This window comes from Xanthomonas sp. NCPPB 3569, from assembly GCF_041475645.2.
Classification (GTDB): Bacteria; Pseudomonadota; Gammaproteobacteria; order Xanthomonadales; family Xanthomonadaceae; genus Xanthomonas; species Xanthomonas phaseoli.
Map to the genome: position 1 here is coordinate 3,984,501 of NZ_CM192969.1, position 19,202 is coordinate 4,003,702.

The 19,202-nt window shown below is 64.9% G+C and carries 10 protein-coding genes and 1 riboswitch; of the genes, 6 read left to right on the forward strand and 4 right to left on the reverse strand.

Annotated elements, in window-relative coordinates:
* Window positions 1-16: 16 nt before the first annotated feature.
* Window positions 17-2,371: a winged helix-turn-helix domain-containing protein gene (locus tag ACCQ03_RS17220; RefSeq protein ID WP_209225872.1), complete on the reverse strand. Its 2,355-nt coding sequence runs from the start codon at window positions 2,369-2,371 to the stop codon at window positions 17-19.
* A gap of 425 nt (window positions 2,372-2,796) precedes the next feature.
* Window positions 2,797-4,674 (reverse strand): phosphomethylpyrimidine synthase ThiC, encoded by a 1,878-nt coding sequence (gene thiC, locus ACCQ03_RS17225; RefSeq protein WP_057679242.1) that lies wholly within the window; start codon window positions 4,672-4,674, stop codon window positions 2,797-2,799.
* 91 nt (window positions 4,675-4,765) lie between these two features.
* Window positions 4,766-4,863, reverse strand: a riboswitch (TPP riboswitch).
* A 433-nt stretch (window positions 4,864-5,296) separates the two neighbouring features.
* On the opposite strand from thiC, the gene ACCQ03_RS17230 reads away from it, so the two are divergent.
* A complete protein-coding gene (locus ACCQ03_RS17230; RefSeq protein ID WP_209225870.1) occupies window positions 5,297-8,068 on the forward strand; it encodes a TonB-dependent receptor in 2,772 nt (923 codons plus the stop codon).
* Between the two features lie 263 nt (window positions 8,069-8,331).
* On the opposite strand, the gene ACCQ03_RS17235 is transcribed toward ACCQ03_RS17230, so the two are convergent.
* Both ACCQ03_RS17235 and ggt read right to left on the reverse strand, forming a co-directional pair.
* Entirely contained in the window at window positions 8,332-10,188 is a 1,857-nt protein-coding gene (locus tag ACCQ03_RS17235; protein ID WP_170922377.1) for a methyl-accepting chemotaxis protein, read from the reverse strand.
* Window positions 10,189-10,246: 58 nt separating this feature from the next.
* Entirely contained in the window at window positions 10,247-11,956 is a 1,710-nt protein-coding gene (gene ggt, locus ACCQ03_RS17240) for a gamma-glutamyltransferase (RefSeq protein WP_209225814.1), read from the reverse strand.
* A 649-nt stretch (window positions 11,957-12,605) separates the two neighbouring features.
* Here ggt and ilvC point away from each other — a divergent pair.
* The 5 genes from ilvC to ACCQ03_RS17265 all read left to right on the forward strand — a co-directional run bounded on the left by ilvC (window position 12,606) and on the right by ACCQ03_RS17265 (window position 18,378).
* On the forward strand, window positions 12,606-13,607 hold the full coding sequence (gene ilvC, locus ACCQ03_RS17245) for a ketol-acid reductoisomerase (protein WP_017156821.1): 1,002 nt from the start codon (window positions 12,606-12,608) through the stop codon (window positions 13,605-13,607).
* 43 nt (window positions 13,608-13,650) lie between these two features.
* The gene (ilvG, locus tag ACCQ03_RS17250) at window positions 13,651-15,372 is read left to right on the forward strand and encodes an acetolactate synthase 2 catalytic subunit (RefSeq protein WP_150146858.1); all 1,722 of its coding nucleotides are present in this window, start codon (window positions 13,651-13,653) and stop codon (window positions 15,370-15,372) included.
* On the forward strand, window positions 15,356-15,613 hold the full coding sequence (locus ACCQ03_RS17255; RefSeq protein WP_003483347.1) for an ACT domain-containing protein: 258 nt from the start codon (window positions 15,356-15,358) through the stop codon (window positions 15,611-15,613). Before ilvG ends, ACCQ03_RS17255 begins: the two co-directional genes overlap by 17 nt.
* Before the next feature lie 75 nt (window positions 15,614-15,688).
* A complete protein-coding gene (locus ACCQ03_RS17260; RefSeq protein ID WP_209225812.1) occupies window positions 15,689-16,819 on the forward strand; it encodes a threonine dehydratase in 1,131 nt (376 codons plus the stop codon).
* Entirely contained in the window at window positions 16,816-18,378 is a 1,563-nt protein-coding gene (locus tag ACCQ03_RS17265; RefSeq protein WP_017156818.1) for a 2-isopropylmalate synthase, read from the forward strand. The genes ACCQ03_RS17260 and ACCQ03_RS17265 overlap by 4 nt, the downstream gene beginning before the upstream one ends.
* Window positions 18,379-19,202: the final 824 nt, after the last annotated feature.

Consider the following 19,202-nt stretch of genomic DNA (forward strand, 5'->3'; position numbering starts at 1 on the left):
AGCCTTTCCGAAAAACTTACGAAGCGATTTTTTTCAATACCGACAACAGGTTAGCAGCGACGCCAACAGGCGCCACGGAATGCTGCGGCAACGGCATGTAGGCGATGGCGCTGCCATCTTCTTCGGCCAGCGACACATACAGTGTGCCGTCGTGCTGGTTCAGGCTGAATCCGTTGATGGTGGTGAACTTGACCGCATCCAGACACTGGCTGCGGCCGCTGCGCAGCTCGCTATCGTAGGCAGCGCAACTGTCGGTCGACGACAGGTAATGCAGCTGGCCATGCGCCCCCGGCGCCCAGCTGCGATACCGCCAACGCGACGGCCGCTGCGGATCGACGGCATGCAAGGTGTCGGCGGCCAGCGATGGAGCGACCTGCCACACACCGCCACCGCTGAGACGGGTCAACAAGACCTGTCCGCTGACGCGGTCCAGCCGCAACTGAGAGACGTCCTGCAGCGTCGCCAGCGCACGCCAGGGGCGACTGCGTCGGTCGTACAGCGTTGCGAAGGTATGCCCGTCGGCGGCGGCGGCAAGTACCAGCAGCCGGTCGGGGTCGGGAAGATGGATCGCCTGCAGCGGGCGCGGCTGCGGCACCGGCAGTCGTACCACCTGGCCGCTGCCGGGGGTCACTTCGAATAGCGCTGCATGCCCGGCCGCATCGCTGCCGCTGACCAGCACACGTTGCGAATCGGCTGACCAGTCGGCGGCCTGGCGCGAATCCGGGCGCGGCCCTTCGATCAAGCGCACCGAGCCGGGTTTGCTGACATCGCCCCACCACAGCCCGTACGCACCGGATCGGTTGGATGCAAAGATCAGCTGCCGCCCATCCGGCGCAATCATCGGCTGATCGTCGCGCCCGCTGGATGGAAACAGGCGGCGGCGAATGTAGCCACCGTTCATCGTGTCGCCAATGACCTGATAGACGCCAAATTGCGGTTTGCGCTGCACGAATACCAGATGGCCGTTCGCCACGTCCGGTGCTTGCGCATCGTCCACCCCCACATCCTGCAAACTGTGGTCCCGCAGATCGAGCAGATACAGCCGCGCCTCGCTGTCCACGCGACGTCCGAAGATCAGACCGCTTCCGTCGGGCAGCCAGCTCCATCCACGGATATCGGCGTTGGCATGGGTAAGCCGTTCGGCAACGCCGCCTTCGGCCGGAATTCGCCACAGGTCCCCGAGCTGCGGATTACGCAGGAATACGATCCAATTCCCATCGGGCGAATACCGCGGCGCGTAATCGAAATCACCTGCCTGCGCCGGGTAGTCCAGCGTCTGCCACTGCCCGGTTGCCAGATCCAGGCGACGCATGCGGGCCGCGCCATGCGGGCCGGTCATGCTGCCGAACACCAGCGCGCGCCCATCCGGCGACCAGCTGAAACTCAGCATGTCGGCACCGTCGCACCGCATGACCTCGCGCGAGGCCACAGGCCCGTTGGCTGCGGCGATCATGACCCGGCAACTGCCATCGGGCGCCTGCCTGGAAAACGCGATCTGCCGCCCATCCGGCGACCACGCCGGCAAACGATCGGAAACGCCGGGCGCGGGCGTCTCCAGTACCCGCGGATAGGCGTTATCGGTGGTCTTGACCAGGATCGAGGTGCCGGCACGATCGCGGGTCAACGAGGCGTACGCCACCTGCGCGCCATCGGGCGACAGGCTTGGCGTGAGGTCGAATCCACCGCCTGCGGTAATCACCTGATACGGCCGCTTGGGGCTGCCCAACACCGCATGCGCTTGCTCGGTAGAAGGCGCCGGGGCACGGCGCCATGAGGTCCATACCGCAAGGCTCAGCACGACCAGCAACGCCACGCTGGCGACTGCCAGCGCCAGCGCGCGCCGGTGTCGTGACGCGGCCGGCGTCGAAGCGGCCGGTTCCGCAGCGACGGGCGATACGGGCTGGCCAGGCGCGGTGTGGAGGGGGGGCGTGGCAGCGTCGGACTGGTCGGTAACGGCCGCCACGCCTGCGTCCGGCTGCGCCGGCCCGAGCGCGTCCGAACCAGGTGCCTCGCCGGGCAGCGTCGCCGCTGCAGTTGCATGCGCCTCCCACACCACCGCCGCCATCAAGCGATACCCGGTCTTGGCGATGGTCTCGATGTGCTCCGAGCGCTGCCCGCCGTGGCTGGCAAACGCCTTGCGCAGCTGCGTGACCGCCTGGGTCACCACATCGTTGGTCGGCAAGGTATCGGGCCAGACCTCGGCAAGCAGCTGCTCGCGCGTGACCACCTGGCCCGGATGCCGCGCCAGGGTCAGCAACACCGCCAGGGATTTGGGCGCCAGCCGCAGCGGACGCTTTGCGCCGGGTGCGTGCACCTCGCGCGAGGCAACGTCGACCACGCATTGACCGACACGTAGGCGGCCCGCTGGCACTGCGATAACGGGAGGAACACTCATCGGCAAAAACACGCGTCGGCATGCAAGAACAACAAAGAGCGCCCCGCGCAATCCGCGAAACGCCAAATTCAGCAAAGGACGACGACCAACTGTGTCATGCATCCATTTGGTGCAAATTTTACGCTATGCCCCGTTGCTTCCTATGACAGGCGGCAGCGTCAGGCTCTCTCTCTCTCTCGCCGACGAATTCGAATAATGACGATGTACCCTTCGCGCCTTCTGGCGCGATTTTTTTATCTGCGATTCAGCTAGATCAGCCGAAACCCTTATTTCCTGGAATCGCTTGCAACCCTGCCATCGCGCGGCACTTGCGCACCGCGCTGCAATCTGTGCAGTACAAAACTGAACTTCTCCTAAGCAGGCGCTACATCACGTTCTGTGAAACGCGGCCATGTAACGCGTCACGTGGCGCGATAGACCTGCGCGCCCTGCGCGACGAATTGCGCGGACTTTTCCTGCATGCCCGTCGATAACGCCTGCGCCTCGCTCATGCCGTGCTCGGCTGCGTAATCACGCACGTCCTGGGTAATCTTCATCGAACAGAAGTGCGGCCCGCACATCGAGCAGAAGTGGGCCAGCTTGTGCGCGTCCTTGGGCAGCGTCTCATCGTGGAACTCCTTGGCCTTTTCCGGATCCAGGCCAAGATGGAACTGGTCGTCCCAACGGAACTCGAAACGCGCCTTGCTCAGGGCGTTGTCGCGTACCTGCGCGCCCGGATGCCCCTTGGCCAGGTCGGCCGCATGCGCGGCGATCTTGTAGGCCATGATGCCGTCGCGCACGTCCTGCCCGTTGGGCAGGCCCAGGTGTTCTTTCGGAGTGACGTAGCAGAGCATTGCGGTGCCGAACCAGCCGATCATCGCCGCACCGATCGCACTGGTGATGTGGTCGTAGCCCGGCGCGATGTCGGTGGTCAGCGGGCCCAAGGTGTAGAACGGCGCCTCGCCGCATTCGCGCAGCTGCTTGTCCATGTTTTCCTTGATCAATTGCATCGGCACATGGCCCGGGCCTTCGATCATGGTCTGCACATCGTGCTTCCAGGCGAGCTTGGTCAGTTCGCCCAGCGTTTCCAGCTCGCCGAATTGCGCCGCATCGTTGGCATCGGCAATGCAGCCGGGGCGTAGGCCATCGCCCAACGAAAACGCCACGTCGTAGGCCTGCATGATCTGGCAGATGTCTTCGAAGTGCGTGTAGAGAAAGTTCTCCTTGTGATGCGCCAGGCACCACTTGGCCATGATCGAACCGCCACGCGACACGATGCCGGTCACGCGCTTTGCGGTCAGCGGCACGTAGCGCAGCAGCACGCCGGCGTGGATGGTGAAGTAATCCACGCCCTGTTCGGCCTGTTCGATCAAGGTGTCGCGGAAGATGTCCCAGGTGAGTTCTTCGGCGCGCCCATCGACCTTTTCCAATGCCTGATAGATCGGCACCGTGCCGATCGGTACCGGCGAGTTGCGGATGATCCACTCGCGCGTTTCATGGATGTGCTTGCCGGTGGACAGATCCATGACCGTGTCCCCGCCCCAGCGGATCGACCACACCAGCTTCTCGACTTCTTCGGCAATGCCCGAAGACACCGCGCTGTTGCCGATGTTGGCATTGATCTTGGTCAGGAAATTGCGACCGATGATCATCGGCTCGCTTTCGGGGTGATTGATGTTGTTGGGCAAGATCGCGCGGCCCCGTGCGATCTCTTCGCGCACGAACTCCGGCGTCATGCGTTGCTGGATCGAGGCACCAAACGCCTGGCCCGGATGCTGCTTGCGCAAGCTGGCATCGGTCACCGCTTCCAGGCGCTGATTTTCGCGGATCGCCACGTATTCCATTTCCGGCGTGATGATGCCGCGGCGCGCGTAATGCATCTGGGTGACGTTGGCGCCCGGGCGCGCTACCCGCGGCAGACGCCGCGCCGGGAAGCGCACTGCATCCAGACGCGCGTCGTGCTCGCGGCCACGCCCGAAACTGGAGCTCAGTCCGTCCAGGGCGACGGTGTCGTCACGCTCGGCAATCCACTGCGCACGCAGTGGTGCCAGGCCGGCTGCCAGATCGATCGCCACCCGCGGATCGGTGTAAGGCCCGGACGTGTCGTAGACGCTGAGCGGCGGATTCTCTTCGCCACCGAACAGGGTGGGCGTGCGCGTCAACGCGATCTCGCGCATCGGCACCTGCAGATCCGCACGCGAGCCTTGCACGAAGATCTTGCGTGAACCGGGAATCGGCTGGGTGACAGCCTCCGACAACGACTGGGCTTGTTGCTGCAAAACGGTGGGCGCGGCATTCATGGCATTCGTCCTGTGTGCTGGCCCTGCGAAGGAGTCGCAGTGCGGACGAAGCGGCGGCGCTCGATACGGATCGCCCGTGCACGCACGAACCATCGCATCTGACGAAGCTTCCCTACGCCGGTATCAGCCGGATCAGGTTCGAAGGGACTATCTCAACCGCAGCACGCTGCGGTACCCCCACTTCGGCGGCGATTAAACCACATCCCCCCCCTGCGCGGCTAAACAAACGCCGCCAGAGACCTGCGGCGCGCATGGCGCCAAGCCAAACCCATAGGGCATACCGCACTGACGCGGCGCCCGCACCGGCCTGCTGTTGCGCGTGGCAAGGTTGTCGCGTCCGGCGGCGACATATGTCCGCACAGGTCATCCCACGTCGCTGCAGCACACGCCCTGCGTTGCGCAGGCATTACATGGCGCGCCAATGCATTGCGCGCGTGGCCACGCAACAAGGCGCCGATTGACGAAAAACGGCGGCGAAACCCGCTCGTTAAATTCCCGCTAAGCCTGCAGGGCATGCCGGAAACGCCGCGCGCATGCAGGTGTCATTCACGGGGATCGCGCTGTCGCTCCTCCTCTACCGGGAACCGCCGTACATATGACTATGACAACGCTCCACCCGACCATGCGTCGGGGCTCGCTCGCGATCGCCATCAGCCTGTGCGTCAGCACGAGCGCCATCGCCCAGGAACAAACCGACAAGAGTCCGACCAACCTGGACAAGATCGAAGTCACCGGCTCGCGCATCCGCTCGGTCGATGTGGAAAATTCGCAACCGGTGCTGGTCCTGACGCGCCAGGACATCGAAAAGCAGGGCCTGACCTCGGTTGCCGACGTTCTCAAGCGCATCCCTTCCAACGGTGCAACGATGAACAGCACCGTCAACAACGGCGGCGACGGCTCGGCCACGGTCAGCCTGCGCAACCTGGGCGCCTCTCGCACGCTGGTGCTGGTCAACGGCCGGCGCTGGGTCTCGGGCCTGTCCGGTTCGGTGGATCTGAACACCATTCCCTCGGCCATCGTGGAGCGCGTGGAAGTCCTCAAGGATGGCGCCTCGTCGATCTATGGCTCCGATGCCATCGCCGGCGTGGTCAACATCATCACCCGTACCAATTTCGATGGTGCCGAAGTCAACGCCTACGTTGGCCAATATGGCCAGGGCGATGGCCAGCGCACCTCCTTCGATGCCACCGTGGGCGCCACCGGCGAGCGCGGCAACCTGGTCATCGGCTTGTCCAGCGTCAAGGAAGATGCGGTGATGGCAGGCGACCGGGAGATCTCCGCCGAGCCGGTGTACGGCGCGGGCTCTTCGGCCTACAGCAGCTACTCGGCAAGCGGCCGCCTCCGTGCAAATGGCACCAGCGGCGCATGGACGGTGTTGCCCGACAGTGCTACCGCCAGCGGCGACAGCAGGTATCCGCGCTACGGCCTGGACCAGTACACCGCCTTCAATACATCCGAATATGGCTACAACTACGCCAAGGACAATTACCTGGTGACACCACAGAAGCGCGACGCGTTGTATGTGCAGGGCAACTACGCACTCACCGACAACGTGCGCTTCAAGTTCGATGGACTGTATAACCGCCGCCAGTCGTCGCAGCAATTGGCCGGCTTTCCGCTGGCTTCGGTCAACACCGGCATCCTGTTGAGCGGCGACAGCTACTACAACCCGTACAACACGGCCTACGGCGGCGACGGGCGCGATGTGGGCTGGTCGCATCGCTTGACCGAATTCGCGCGCACCTACCAGCAGGACGTCAAGACCTCGCACGTGTACACCGGGCTGGAAGGCGACTTCCAGTTTGCCGACCGGCAGTTCAGTTGGGATGTGGGCTTTGCGCACAACCAGACCGACCAGACCGAAACCCAGTATGGCGATGTCAATCTGCTCAACCTGAGCAATGCGCTCGGGGCATCGGCCATCGTCAATGGCACCCTGGCGTGCCTGGACAGCGGCGGCGCCGTCATTACCGGCTGCGTACCGTTCAACCCCTTGTCGCCGGCCGGTGGCGTGACCCAGGAAATGCTGGACTACATCCTGTTCACTGCGCACAACACCTATCAATACAAAAACAGCAGCTTCACCGCCAACCTCACCGGCGACCTGTTCGAGCTGCCCGCCGGCTGGATGAATTTTGCCGCCGGTGTCGAACACCGCGAGGAAAGCGGGTTCTCCTCACCGGATGCCCTGATCTCTGCCGGCTATACCTCGGGCAATTCGTTCACGCCCACCTCCGGCTCGTACACGCTCAACGACTACTACACCGAAGTGGCGATTCCGCTGCTGAAGGATGTGCCTGGTGCGCAGTTGCTGGAGTTGAGCGCGGCTGTGCGCTATTCGGACTACAACACCTGCGGCAGCACCACCAATAGCAAGTTCGGCTTCAAGTGGAAGCCGGTCGCCGACCTGCTGATTCGCGGCAATTACGCCACCGGTTTCCGCGCGCCATCGATCGAAGATCTGTATCTGGGCGCGTCGGACAGTTTCGATACCTACTCCGATCCCTGCTCGACCAACAGCACCTCCTACACCAGCGCGATTGCGGCCGCATGCGCCGCCCGCGGCGTGCCTGCCAATTACGTTGCCGAATACAACAGCGCCAGCGGCAACTCCGGCCAGACCATCTATCCGTTCACCTACACCAGCAACGCCAATCTGCAACCGGAAAAGTCCAAGAACACCACGCTTGGCTTTGTCTACAGCCCGGCTTCGGTGCAGGGCCTGGACGTGTCGCTGGACTGGTGGAAGATCCAGATCACCGACGCCATCACCGAATTCAGCGCCAATCAGATCCTGACGCAGTGCTACCAGTTCAACGTCTCGGCGTTCTGCGACCTGGTGACCCGCGATGCGACCGGGACCATCACCGGCCTGGTGATCCAGCCGGTGAATGTCGGCGAGCAACGCATGCAGGGCTACGATTTCACCGCGCGTTACAAACTGCCGCAGACCGCAATCGGCCAGTTCATGCTGACGCTGGATTCGACCTACGTGGCGGTCAACGAGCAGAAGCAGGACGACAATTCTGCGTGGGAAAGCTACAACGGCATCTACCACACCAATAATCCGAACTGGCGCACCCGCGGCACGCTCACCCTGGACTGGAGCTACGGCAATCTGGCCGCCAACTGGGCCGTGCGTTACTACTCGGGCATGAAGGACTACGATTCGGAACTGGACGACAACGGAAACTATCGCCACGTTGCGGCGACTGCGTTCAACGACATGCAGGTGTCTTACCAGCTTCCGTGGAATGCGACCGTGCGGCTGGGCCTGAACAACGTCTTCGACCGCGACCCGCCGGTCGCGCTCAGCGCCTCGGCCAACTCGTTCGATCCGGCCTACGCCATCCCGGGACGCTACAGCTACCTGCAGTACACCCAGCGCTTCTGAGCACGCTGTCCTGATCCACGTGGTGTCACAACGGCCTCCTTCGGGAGGTCGTTGTCTGTGTGCCACGGCTAACACGCAATCGAGCGCCTGGCACACGGCACGGCGATGGCGACATGCACAGACATTTCCACGGCACATCGCACCGTTAGCCTGCAGCCACTACAACAAGAAACCTGCTCTCTCTCCCTGCCGCCGATCTTCGGCGGCTTTTTTTTGTTGCCCGGGTTGACGCACAGCCGCCAAACGCCGGCCGGTCAACGCCATCACTCCAACGTATAGCCCACCCGCAAGCCGCCCCAGTGCTTGCCGCCGACGAAGATCGGCGCGGATAGGTCGAACATGATCTGGCCGGTATCGCGGCGATAGACCTGGAGGCGGTATGGGTCGGTGTGCGCGCCCACGCTGCGCCCAACGCGGTCGGTAAACTTGCGCTTGGTGCGGTTGCCGACCAGATCGCGCTTGGCATCGCCGGTCAACGGTTGCGTGAAGCGCAGATTGTGCGTGGGCACATAGCCATCGGGATTGGCGCAGATGGCGAAGACGATCCACGGGTGCGCGTCCAGCAGCGGCTCTTGCAAAGCGGGCAGTACCTGGTCGCAGAGCGCATCGAAGTCGGTATTGAACTTGGGCGGCTCCACGCCGGCGATCGGCGTATAGGTGCGCGCGAACAATGCAGCCTGCTCAATTTGCCCGCGCGCAATGGCCTGCGCCAGCGCACTGCCGATCTTGCCGGCCGTGGCAACGGCCAGCTCCTTGACCCGCGCGTGCCTGGGCACCAGCAGTGGGTCCGGCGGCAACCGGAACAAGCCCACGCAATCGCGCAGGGTTTCGGTGCCGCGCCCCAGCGCTTCGCTGCGTTCGGCCACGTGCGCAGCATGCTGCAGATTGCTGCGGCCCAACGCCACCACGCCATCTACCGCACGCTCGATCCCGCGAATTTCCCCGTCCTGCGCCTGGATGCGCCCGGCCACCGTGGTCATCGCGCTGCTGGCCTGCCCGAGCACGCGGGTGATGCCATCGAGCACCGCTTCGGTACCACGTGCAGAGGCTGCGCCCTCCCCCACGGCGGCGCTGGTTTCGGCCAGGATCGCGCGCACGTCGCGCGCCGCCGCTGCGGCGCGTTCGGCCAGCCGCCGGATCTCGGTGGCCACCACCGCAAACCCGCGCCCGGCATCGCCGGCATGCGCGGCTTCGATGCTGGCGTTGATCGACAGGATATTGGTCTGGAACGCCACCGAATCGATGACTTCGATGACTTCGCCCGCGCGCGACGCTCGGCGCTCCACTTCATGCATCGCCTGGCCCAGCGCATGCGCGGCGGCCACGCCTTGGCGCGCACTGTCGTCGGCGCTGGCGGCCAGCGCGATCACCTGTGCCAGCTCGGCATTGACGTCCTGCAGGCTCGACGACAACCGCTCCACCGCGGTGCGCGCGCCGTCCAGCGCCTCGTTCTGCGCCTGCGACTGGCGCACCATTTCATCGTTTTCGGCCACCAGCGGCGGCACTTCGGCGGCGATCTGCACCGACAAGGCCACTGCCTGACGGATGGCCTCGGCCAGATTGCCGAACCCGGCTTGCAGGCGCCGGCCCATCTCGGTTTCTGCCAGTCCTGGCGGCAACAACAGTTCGAGTTCGCAGCCGGCCAGCGCCTGCGCGGTGCGCTCGAGCACCGTGCGGTCTTCGTGCTCGGCCTGCAGACGCGCAACCAGCGGTTGCAGCAGGGGCGAGATCGGCACCGGCCGGCTGCCGTCGGCCAGACGCGTGGCCTCGCGCAGCAGGATCGCGGTTTCCACATGCGGCAGCGACAGCATCCAGCCGCCCTGCGCGCGGTCGCGCACATAGCGCACGCGCCGCGCCGGGTCGTCGCCCGGGGCAGCCCAGACGCCTTCTTCGCCCACCAGATCGGCGGCGCTCAACCCCCACACCACCGAGGCCGGCGCCCCCTGCAGCTCGGCCGCGGTCTTGCCCAGCACATCCAGGCCAACGCGGTTGCAGGCCACCACACACGCCTCGGCAGATAGGCGCAGCAAGGCCACGGGCGCATCCGGGAGCACGGCCGTCTGGGCCTGCGACGGCGGGTCGGGCTGTTGCATCGAATTCATGAGGGGCTCCTGCTCCATCCCGTGATTAGCGGCGTGCGGCGGCCGGAATTGAGCGGCAACCTCGACCGTACCGCGCTCAATATCCGGCCGCCTGTCCGTCCTTGCGGCTTTCCGAGGCACCGTAGTACACGCCGCTGGCCGGATTGCGGGCGATCGCCTGATACCCGCCGTACGGGCCGTCGGCAAAGATCACCCGGTGGCCTTTGCGCATCAGCGCGCGGATGGTGTCGTAGGAGAAGCCGGTTTCCAGGTTGACCTCGCCGCCATCGCTCATCGCGGTGGCCTGGCCGGTGGGCTCGGTGGAGCCCTCGTGCTGGATGCGCGGCGCGTCACCGGCTTCCTGCAGGTTCATGTGGAAGTCCACCAGGTTCATCACGATCTGCACATGCCCCTGCGGCTGCATCGCCCCGCCCATCACGCCGAAGCTCAGCCAGGGCTTGCCGTCCTTGGTGACGAAGGCCGGGATGATGGTCTGGAACGGCCGCTTGCCCGGCGCATAGCCGTTGGGGTGATCCTTCTTCAGCACGAACATCTCGCCGCGGTCCTGCAGGATGAAACCCAGCCCCGGCGGCGCCATGCCGCTGCCCATGCCACGGTAGTTGGATTGGATCAGCGACACCATCATGCCGTCGGCATCGGCCACGGTCATATAAATGGTGTCGCCTTCTTCCAGTTGCTTGGGTGTCCCCGGTTGTACTTCCTTGAGCGCCTTGTCCATCGAAATCAGCGCACGCCGCTGACTGGCGTAGTCCTTGGAGATCAGCCTGGCCAGCGGTGCCGGCTGAAACGCCGGGTCGGCATAGAAGCGTGCGCGGTCGGCGAAGGCCAGCTTCTTGGCTTCGGTGAACAAGTGCACGTGCTCGGCCGAGCCGAACGGAATCTTCGAGAAATCGTAGCCTTCCAGGATGTTGAGCATCTGCAACGCGGCGATGCCCTGGCTGTTGGGCGGCAGTTCCCACACATCAACGCCGCGATAGTTGGTGCTGACCGGCTCTACCCACTCACCCTGGTGGCTGGCCATGTCGTCGTAACTCAGATACCCGCCATTGGCCTTGAAGTAGGCGCCAATGGTGCGCGCGATCTCGCCCTTGTAGAACGCATCGCGGCCGCCGTCGGCAATCTGCTGCAGCGTGTTGGCCAGGTTCGGGTTCTTCCACAGCTCGCCCTTGCGCGGCGCGTGGCCGTCGATGGTGAATTGCTCCTTGAAACCCGGGTATTGCGACAGCCGCGGCACCGAACGGTCCCAGTAGTAGGCGATGGTTTCGGCCACCGGGTGGCCTTCGCGCGCGTAGCGGATGGCCGGCGCCAGGTTCTGCGCCATCGGCTTGCGCCCGAAGCGCGCGTGCAGCGCGAACCAGCCATCCACCGCGCCCGGCACCGACACCGGCAACGGTCCGGTCGGCGGAATGTCCTTCAGGCCGCGGCGCTGGAATTCAGCCAGGGTCAGCGATTTGGGCGAGCGGCCCGAGCCGTTGTAGCCATAGAGTTTGCTGGTCTTGGGGTCCCAGACGATCGCGAACAGATCCCCTCCCACGCCATTGCCGGTTGGCTCCATCAGGCCCAGCGCCGCATTGGCCGCGATCGCTGCATCCACCGCCGAGCCGCCGTCCTTCATCACATCCAGCGCGATCTGGGTGGCCAGCGGTTGCGAGGTGGCGGCCATGGCATGCGGCGCAATGACTTCCGAACGGGTGGCAAACGGCAGCCCGGTGACGCGGTCGGCAGCGCCGAGAGGTGACGCGAGCAGCGCCAGAGCAGACACCAACAAGACAGGTACGCGACGCATGTGCAGGCAACTCCCCAAGACACAACAGTGGATGACCCACCATACCAGCGGCCCGGGGCACAGCGCCCGATCAACAGTGCGAGTTACGATAAACCCGCGCAGTTGGTGATCCAGGTCGGCTCTGCAGATCATGAGACGATGCGGTTTCAGCGGTAACCATGCTGCTGCCATGCGGCTTCGCACGATACGTGCAGCGGGCCCGCGGATGTTTCACCCGCAAGGGTTGACACCTCACCGGCGGCGATGGTTATCTCAACCCATGCTGCACCGCCCCACCACCTCGAATGCTCTGATGTCCGCGCCCTTCGGCGCGTCGGCCGCGTCGCTTCTCGTGCTCGTACTTATTACCTCGCCAACCGGTGCGGGACGAGACTTCGTGTAGGCAACAGACACACAAGGCTTCGATCAGACCCCGCACCGGCAACGGCGCGGGGTTTCGCGTTTCAGGGATCACCAAAAGTTTCGAATGACATGAACGACATCATTGCCACATCCGCAACATCGCCGTGCGCCCAGACGCGCATGGCCGCCTGTGGTTGCCTGCGCCGTGTCATCGCGCGTCCCCGCTTTGCTCAGCCGGCCAGTGCCCGCACTGCCGGCTGATCCATTTATCGACCCATCTCCACTGCCAACTCCGCAAGGACATCCCATGAGCAACGACACCCAACCGAAAATCGCGATCATCGGCTACGGCAGCCAGGGCCGCGCACACGCGCTGAACCTGCGCGATTCCGGCTTCGACGTCACCGTCGGCCTGCGTGCCGGTGGCCCGACCGAAGCCAAGGCCCAGGCCGACGGCTTCACCGTCGTGGCACCGTCCGAGGCGGTCAAGAGCGCTGACCTGGTCGCCATCCTGACCCCGGACATGGTGCAGAAGAAGCTCTACGAAGACGTCATCGCGCCGAACATGAAGCAGGGCGCCTGCCTGCTGTTCGCGCATGGCCTGAACGTGCACTTCGACATGATCAAACCGCGCGCCGATCTGGACGTGGTGCTGGTCGCGCCCAAGGGCCCGGGTGCGCTGGTGCGTCGCGAATACGAGATCGGCCGCGGCGTGCCGTGCATCTATGCGGTGTACCAGGACACCAGCGGCAAGGCCGAGCAGTTCGCGCTGACCTATGCCGGCGGCCTGGGTGGCGCGCGCGCCAACATCATCAAGACCACGTTCAAGGAAGAAACCGAAACCGATCTGTTCGGCGAGCAGGCCGTGCTGTGCGGCGGCGCCTCGTCGCTGGTGCAGGCCGGTTTCGAAGTGCTGGTCGAGGCCGGCTATCAGCCGGAAATCGCATACTACGAAGTGCTGCACGAATTGAAGTTGATCGTGGACCTGTTTTACGAAGGCGGCATCACCCGCATGCTGGAATTCGTGTCCGAAACCGCGCAATACGGCGATTATGTCAGCGGCCCACGCGTGATCGATGCCAGCACCAAGGCGCGCATGAAGGACGTGCTGACCGACATCCAAAACGGCACCTTCACCAAGAACTGGGTGGCCGAATACGACGCCGGCCTGCCGAACTACAACAAGTTCAAGCAGGCCGACCTGGAGCACCCGATCGAGGAAGTGGGCAAGAAGCTCCGCGCCAAGATGGTGTGGCTCAACGGGCAACAGCAAGCCGCTGCCGCACCTGCGAATCAACAGGCGGCATAACGCCGCCGCCTCCCCCACCGCTTAAACCGAAGGTCCGCAACGCATGAACACCTCCGCACACAGCACGCCCCGCAATGGCGCGCGCTGGCTGACGCAGGCCCTGGAAGCCGAAGGCGTGGAAACGCTATTCGGCTATCCGGGCGGCACCATCATGCCGTTCTACGATGCCCTGGTGGATTCCAGGCTCAAGCACATCCTGGTTCGTCACGAACAGGGCGCTGCACTGGCTGCCAACGGCTATGCCCGTGCCAGCGGCCGGGTCGGCGTGTGCGTGGCCACCTCCGGCCCGGGCGCGTCCAACCTGGTCACCGGCATCGCCGATGCGATGCTCGACTCGGTGCCGATGATCTGCCTGACCGGCCAGGTCGCCACCCCGTTGCTGGGCACCGATGCATTCCAGGAGCTGGACGTGTTCGGCATGACCATGCCGATCGTCAAGCACAGCTTTCTGGTGCGGCGCGTGGAGGAGCTTCCGGAGATGGTGCGCCAGGCATTTCGCATCGCGCGCGAAGGACGTCCCGGGCCGGTGCTGATCGACCTGCCCAAGGACGTGCAGGTGGCAGATGCCTCGCATCTGCCGCCGCATGTTCCGGCAGCCGTGCAGCCGCCGCCGGCGCCAGCGGACGCGAAACTGGCCGAAGCACTGGCGGCGATCGCCGGCGCCGAACGCCCGGTGGTGTACGGCGGGGGCGGGATCGCGCTGGCGGGCGCGGTGGAGCCGTTCCGGCGCTTTGTCGAAGCCACCGGCATCCCGACCGCGCTGACCTTGCGCGGCCTGGGTGCGCTGCCGCATGCGCATCCCGATTACCTGGGCATGCTGGGCATGCACGGCACCCGTGCGGCCAACATGGCCATCCAGGAATGCGATCTGCTGGTGGTGGTCGGTGCGCGCTTCGACGACCGTGCCACCGGCAAGCTGAGCGAGTTCGCACCGTTTGCGCGCGTCATCCACCTGGATGCCGACGCGTATGAAATTTCCAAGCTGCGCACTGCCGACATCGCAGTGCCCGGCGACGTGGCCACCAGTCTCAAGGCACTGAGCGCAGCCCGGGCCAACTGCCAGGCCTGGCGCACGCGTTGTTTTGCCAACCGCGAAAAATTCGGCGCGCGTTACGACGCGCCCGGTACCGACATCTATGCCCCGGCGCTGCTCAAGCGCCTGAGCGAAGTGGCTCCGGCCGACACCATCATCGCCTGCGATGTGGGTCAGCATCAGATGTGGGTGGCGCAGCATTGCCGCTTCAACGACCCGCGCAATCACCTCACCAGCGGCGCGCTCGGCACCATGGGCTTCGGTCTGCCGGCCGCGATGGGCGCGCAGTTCGCCTGCCCTGACCGCACCGTGGTGCTGGTTTCCGGCGACGGCAGTTTCATGATGAACGTGCAGGAGCTGGTGACCATTGCGCGCTGCAAGCTGCCGGTGAAGATCGTGCTGCTGGACAACAGCTCGCTGGGCATGGTGCGGCAGTGGCAGGAACTGTTCTTTGCCGAGCGCTACAGCGAGATCGACCTGTCCGACAACCCGGATTTTGCGGCGCTGGCGCAGGTGTTCGGCATCCCGGCCAAGCGCATCATCGCCCGCGGTGACGTGGATGCGGCGCTGGCCGATTTGCTGGCGCAGCCCGGTCCCGGCCTGTTGCATGTGGCGATCAACGCGCGTGCCAACGTGTGGCCGCTGGTGCCGCCCAACAACGCCAACAGCACCATGCTGGACAGCAATCCCGCACACGCGGCCAAGGAGACATCGCATGCGTTACCGGCTTGATCTGGTGCTGAAGCCGGCAGAAGGCGCGTTGGTGCGGGTGATCGGCATGACCGAACGCCGCGGCTTCCGCCCATGCGCGATCCAGGGCGCAGCAGCGCCAGACGATGCCGGGCGCTGGCATCTGCTGCTGGATGTGGACAGCAACCGTCCGCCGGAAACGCTGCGCCTGCAGCTGGAAAAGGTCTACGACTGCGAATCGGTGGTGATCACCGCACTGGAATCGGTCGAGGCGGCGGCATGAGCATGCAGACCTCGCGCGACCATCAGACTGCCGTCCGGAGGTGTCTTCTTCCGGATCGCCCGCGCGCGTGCCGCAATGCCTGATTCCGGCCCCCCTTCCGCACAGGAGCCAGAGGTAGGCGACGTGGCCGTCGGCGTGGCCGTCAGCGTGGCCGACGTCCTGGCCGCGCAGGCACGCCTGCGCAAGTACCTGTCGCCCACGCCGCTGCACTACGCCGAACGCTTCGGTGTGTGGTTGAAGCTGGAGAATCTGCAGCGCACCGGTTCCTACAAGGTGCGCGGCGCCTTGAATGCCTTGCTGGCCGGCCTGGAACGCGGCGACGAGCGCCCGGTGATCTGCGCCTCGGCCGGCAACCACGCGCAAGGTGTGGCGTGGTCGGCGTACCGGCTGGGCGTGCAGGCCATCACGGTGATGCCCTATGGCGCGCCGCAGACCAAGATCGCCGGTGTCGCGCATTGGGGCGCCACCGTACGCCAGCACGGCAACAGCTACGATGAAGCGTTCGCATTTGCGCGCGAGCTGGCCGAGCAGAACGGCTATCGCTTCCTGTCCGCCTTCGACGACCCGGACGTGATCGCCGGCCAGGGCACCGTCGGCATCGAGCTGGCGGCGCATGCGCCGGACGTGGTGATCGTGCCGATCGGCGGCGGCGGCCTGGCCTCCGGGGTGGCGCTGGCATTGAAGTCGCAAGGCGTGCGCGTGGTCGGGGCGCAGGTGGAAGGCGTGGATTCGATGGCGCGCGCCGTCCGCGGCGATCTGCGCGAAATCACCCCGGTACCGACGCTCGCCGATGGCGTGAAGGTCAAGATTCCAGGCCTGCTCACGCGCCGCCTGTGCTCGAGCCTGCTCGATGATGTGGTGATCGTGCGCGAGGCCGAACTGCGCGAAACATTGGTGCGCCTGGCACTGGAAGAACACGTCATTGCCGAGGGCGCTGGCGCCCTCGCCCTGGCCGCCGGTCGCCGCGTTTCCGGCAAACGCAAATGTGCGGTGGTCTCTGGCGGTAATATCGACGCAACCGTGCTGGCTACACTCTTGTCGGAGGTGCGGCCGCGTCCGCCACGCAAGCCGCGCCGTCGCAATACCGAGCGACTCCGCAACGAACGCAGCGCCAATCCGCCACCCGCCACACACGTTCTTTCCCGCCCATCCGCAGTCGCTTCAACGCCTGTCACCGCCATCGCCGTAGAGGAGTCTTCCTGGTGAACACGACCGTATCCAACCAGACCCCGCGTATCCGAATTTTCGACACCACCCTGCGCGACGGCGAGCAATCCCCCGGCTGCAGCATGACGCCCCAGCAGAAGCTGGTCATGGCGCGCGCGCTGGACGAACTCGGCGTGGACATCATCGAAACCGGTTTTCCTGCCAGCTCGCATTCGGACCGCGAAGCGGTGGCGATGATGGGCCGCGAACTGCGCCGCCCCACCCTGGCGGTGTTGTCGCGCTGCCTGCAGGCCGATATCGAAACCTCGGCCAAGGCGCTGGAATCGGCAGCCAATCCGCGGCTGCATGTGTTCCTGTCCACCAGCCCGCTGCACCGCGAACACAAACTGCGTATGAGCCGCGAGCAGGTGCTGGAGTCGGTGCACAAACATGTGACGCTGGCGCGCGGCTATATCGACGACATCGAATTCTCCGCCGAGGATGCGACCCGCACCGAAGAAGATTTCCTGGCCGAGGTCACCCGCGTGGCGATTTCCGCCGGCGCCACCACCATCAATTTGCCCGACACGGTCGGCTTCACCACGCCGGAAGAAATCCGCGGCATGTTCTCGCGCCTGATCGCCAGCGTGGACGGTGCCGACAAGGTCATCTTCAGCGCGCACTGCCACAACGATCTGGGCCTGGCGGTGGCCAACTCGCTGGCGGCCATCGAAGGCGGTGCGCGCCAGGTGGAATGCACCATCAACGGCATCGGCGAGCGTGCGGGCAATTGCGCGCTGGAAGAGATCACCATGGCGCTGAAGGTGCGTGGCGCGTTCTACAACATCGATTCGGCAATCAATACGCCGCGCATCGTGTCCACGTCGCAATTGTTGCAACGCCTGGTCGGCATGCCGGTGCAGCGCAACAAGGCGGTGGTGGGTGGCAACGCATTCGCGCACGAGTCGGGCATTCATCAGCACGGCATGCTGCGCCATCGCGGCACCTACGAAATCATGCGCCCGGAAGATGTGGGCTGGGAATCCTCGCAAATGGTGCTGGGCCGCCACAGCGGCCGCGCCGCGGTCGAGCAGCGCCTGCGTGCGCTGGGTTATCTGCTGGAGGAAGAAGAAGTCAAGCTGGTGTTCGAACAGTTCAAGGCGCTGTGCGAGAAGCAGCGCGTGGTGACCGATGCCGATCTGCAGGCATTGATGCAGGACGCCACGGTGCAGGAAGGCTATCGCCTGGCATCGATGACCATCAGCGATGTGGGCAGCCGCGCCAATGCATTGGTGGAGTTGTCCGACCCGGAAGGCAACCGTGTGGCCGAAACCGCGCAAGGCAACGGGCCAGTGGATGCACTGTTCGGTGCCTTGGCCTCGGCGACCGGCGTGAGGCTGGAACTGGACAGCTACCAGGTGCACAGCGTGGGCATCGGCGCGGACGCGCGCGGCGAAGCCAGCTTGAGCGTGCGTCACGACGGCGTGGAATACGAAGGCACCGGCACCAGCAAGGACATCATCGAAGCCAGCGCGCTTGCGTGGCTCGATGTGGCCAACCGCTTGTTGCGTCAGCGCGAGCGTGGCGTGGTGGCCGGCAAGACGGCTGCGGTGGCGTAACCGGCCCTGCGCTGGACGATGCAAACCTGACGGCCGGCAGAGTGATCTGCTGGCCGTTCTGGTAATTGTTGCTTCACTTTTGCAGGCGCGTGGATTTGCTACCGGCGCCTGTGGGTATACGTATGCTGGAAACGGCGCTGCGCCAAGGACCAGCCTGGCGGGCGACGTCTGCGAGTTCTGTACGAATACGTCGGTCTGTGGAGGCGCTTGCATTCGTGCCGACATCGGGCACATACCTCGCATTCGAGGCCTTGCGGGCGGTGTCTGCGAGTTCTGTATGAATGCTTCGGTTTGCTGCGGGCGCTCGCACGCGTACCGGCCCGGGACACGCCGCAAGTACGTCCATGTAGGCGCTGGCGCGGCATCCATGCCGCTCAAGGTCCCACATCGGTACGCGCGCAAGCACCACCGATTTCTGTCGGTCGCGGAACGAAATGCCGACAGCCAGATGGACTGCCCGTTTTTCCGGGCACCCATTCCTTGAGATGCAAGAGCAGATAAATGCCTTGACGATTACATCGGCCACGAAGTGCTCAGGCATCAACACCTGCTTGAAGCATTGCGTGCCGATCAGCAGTAGCAATCTTGAGAGCACGGTGTCGCGCCCGGTGGCGGGACCGTGTGGCGGCATGGATGCCGCCACCGAGCCTGCATGGACGGATCCACGGCGTGTCCCGACACTGGATGCGGCACCGCGCTGCCGACCGCCCCTGGATACCGACCAGTGCTGCACACAACATCCGCCGATTTCATGCCAGCGCTTCGGTCGAATGATGTGATCACGAATCGGTCAACCAAACGAAAGTGGCTATCGTCCGAAGACG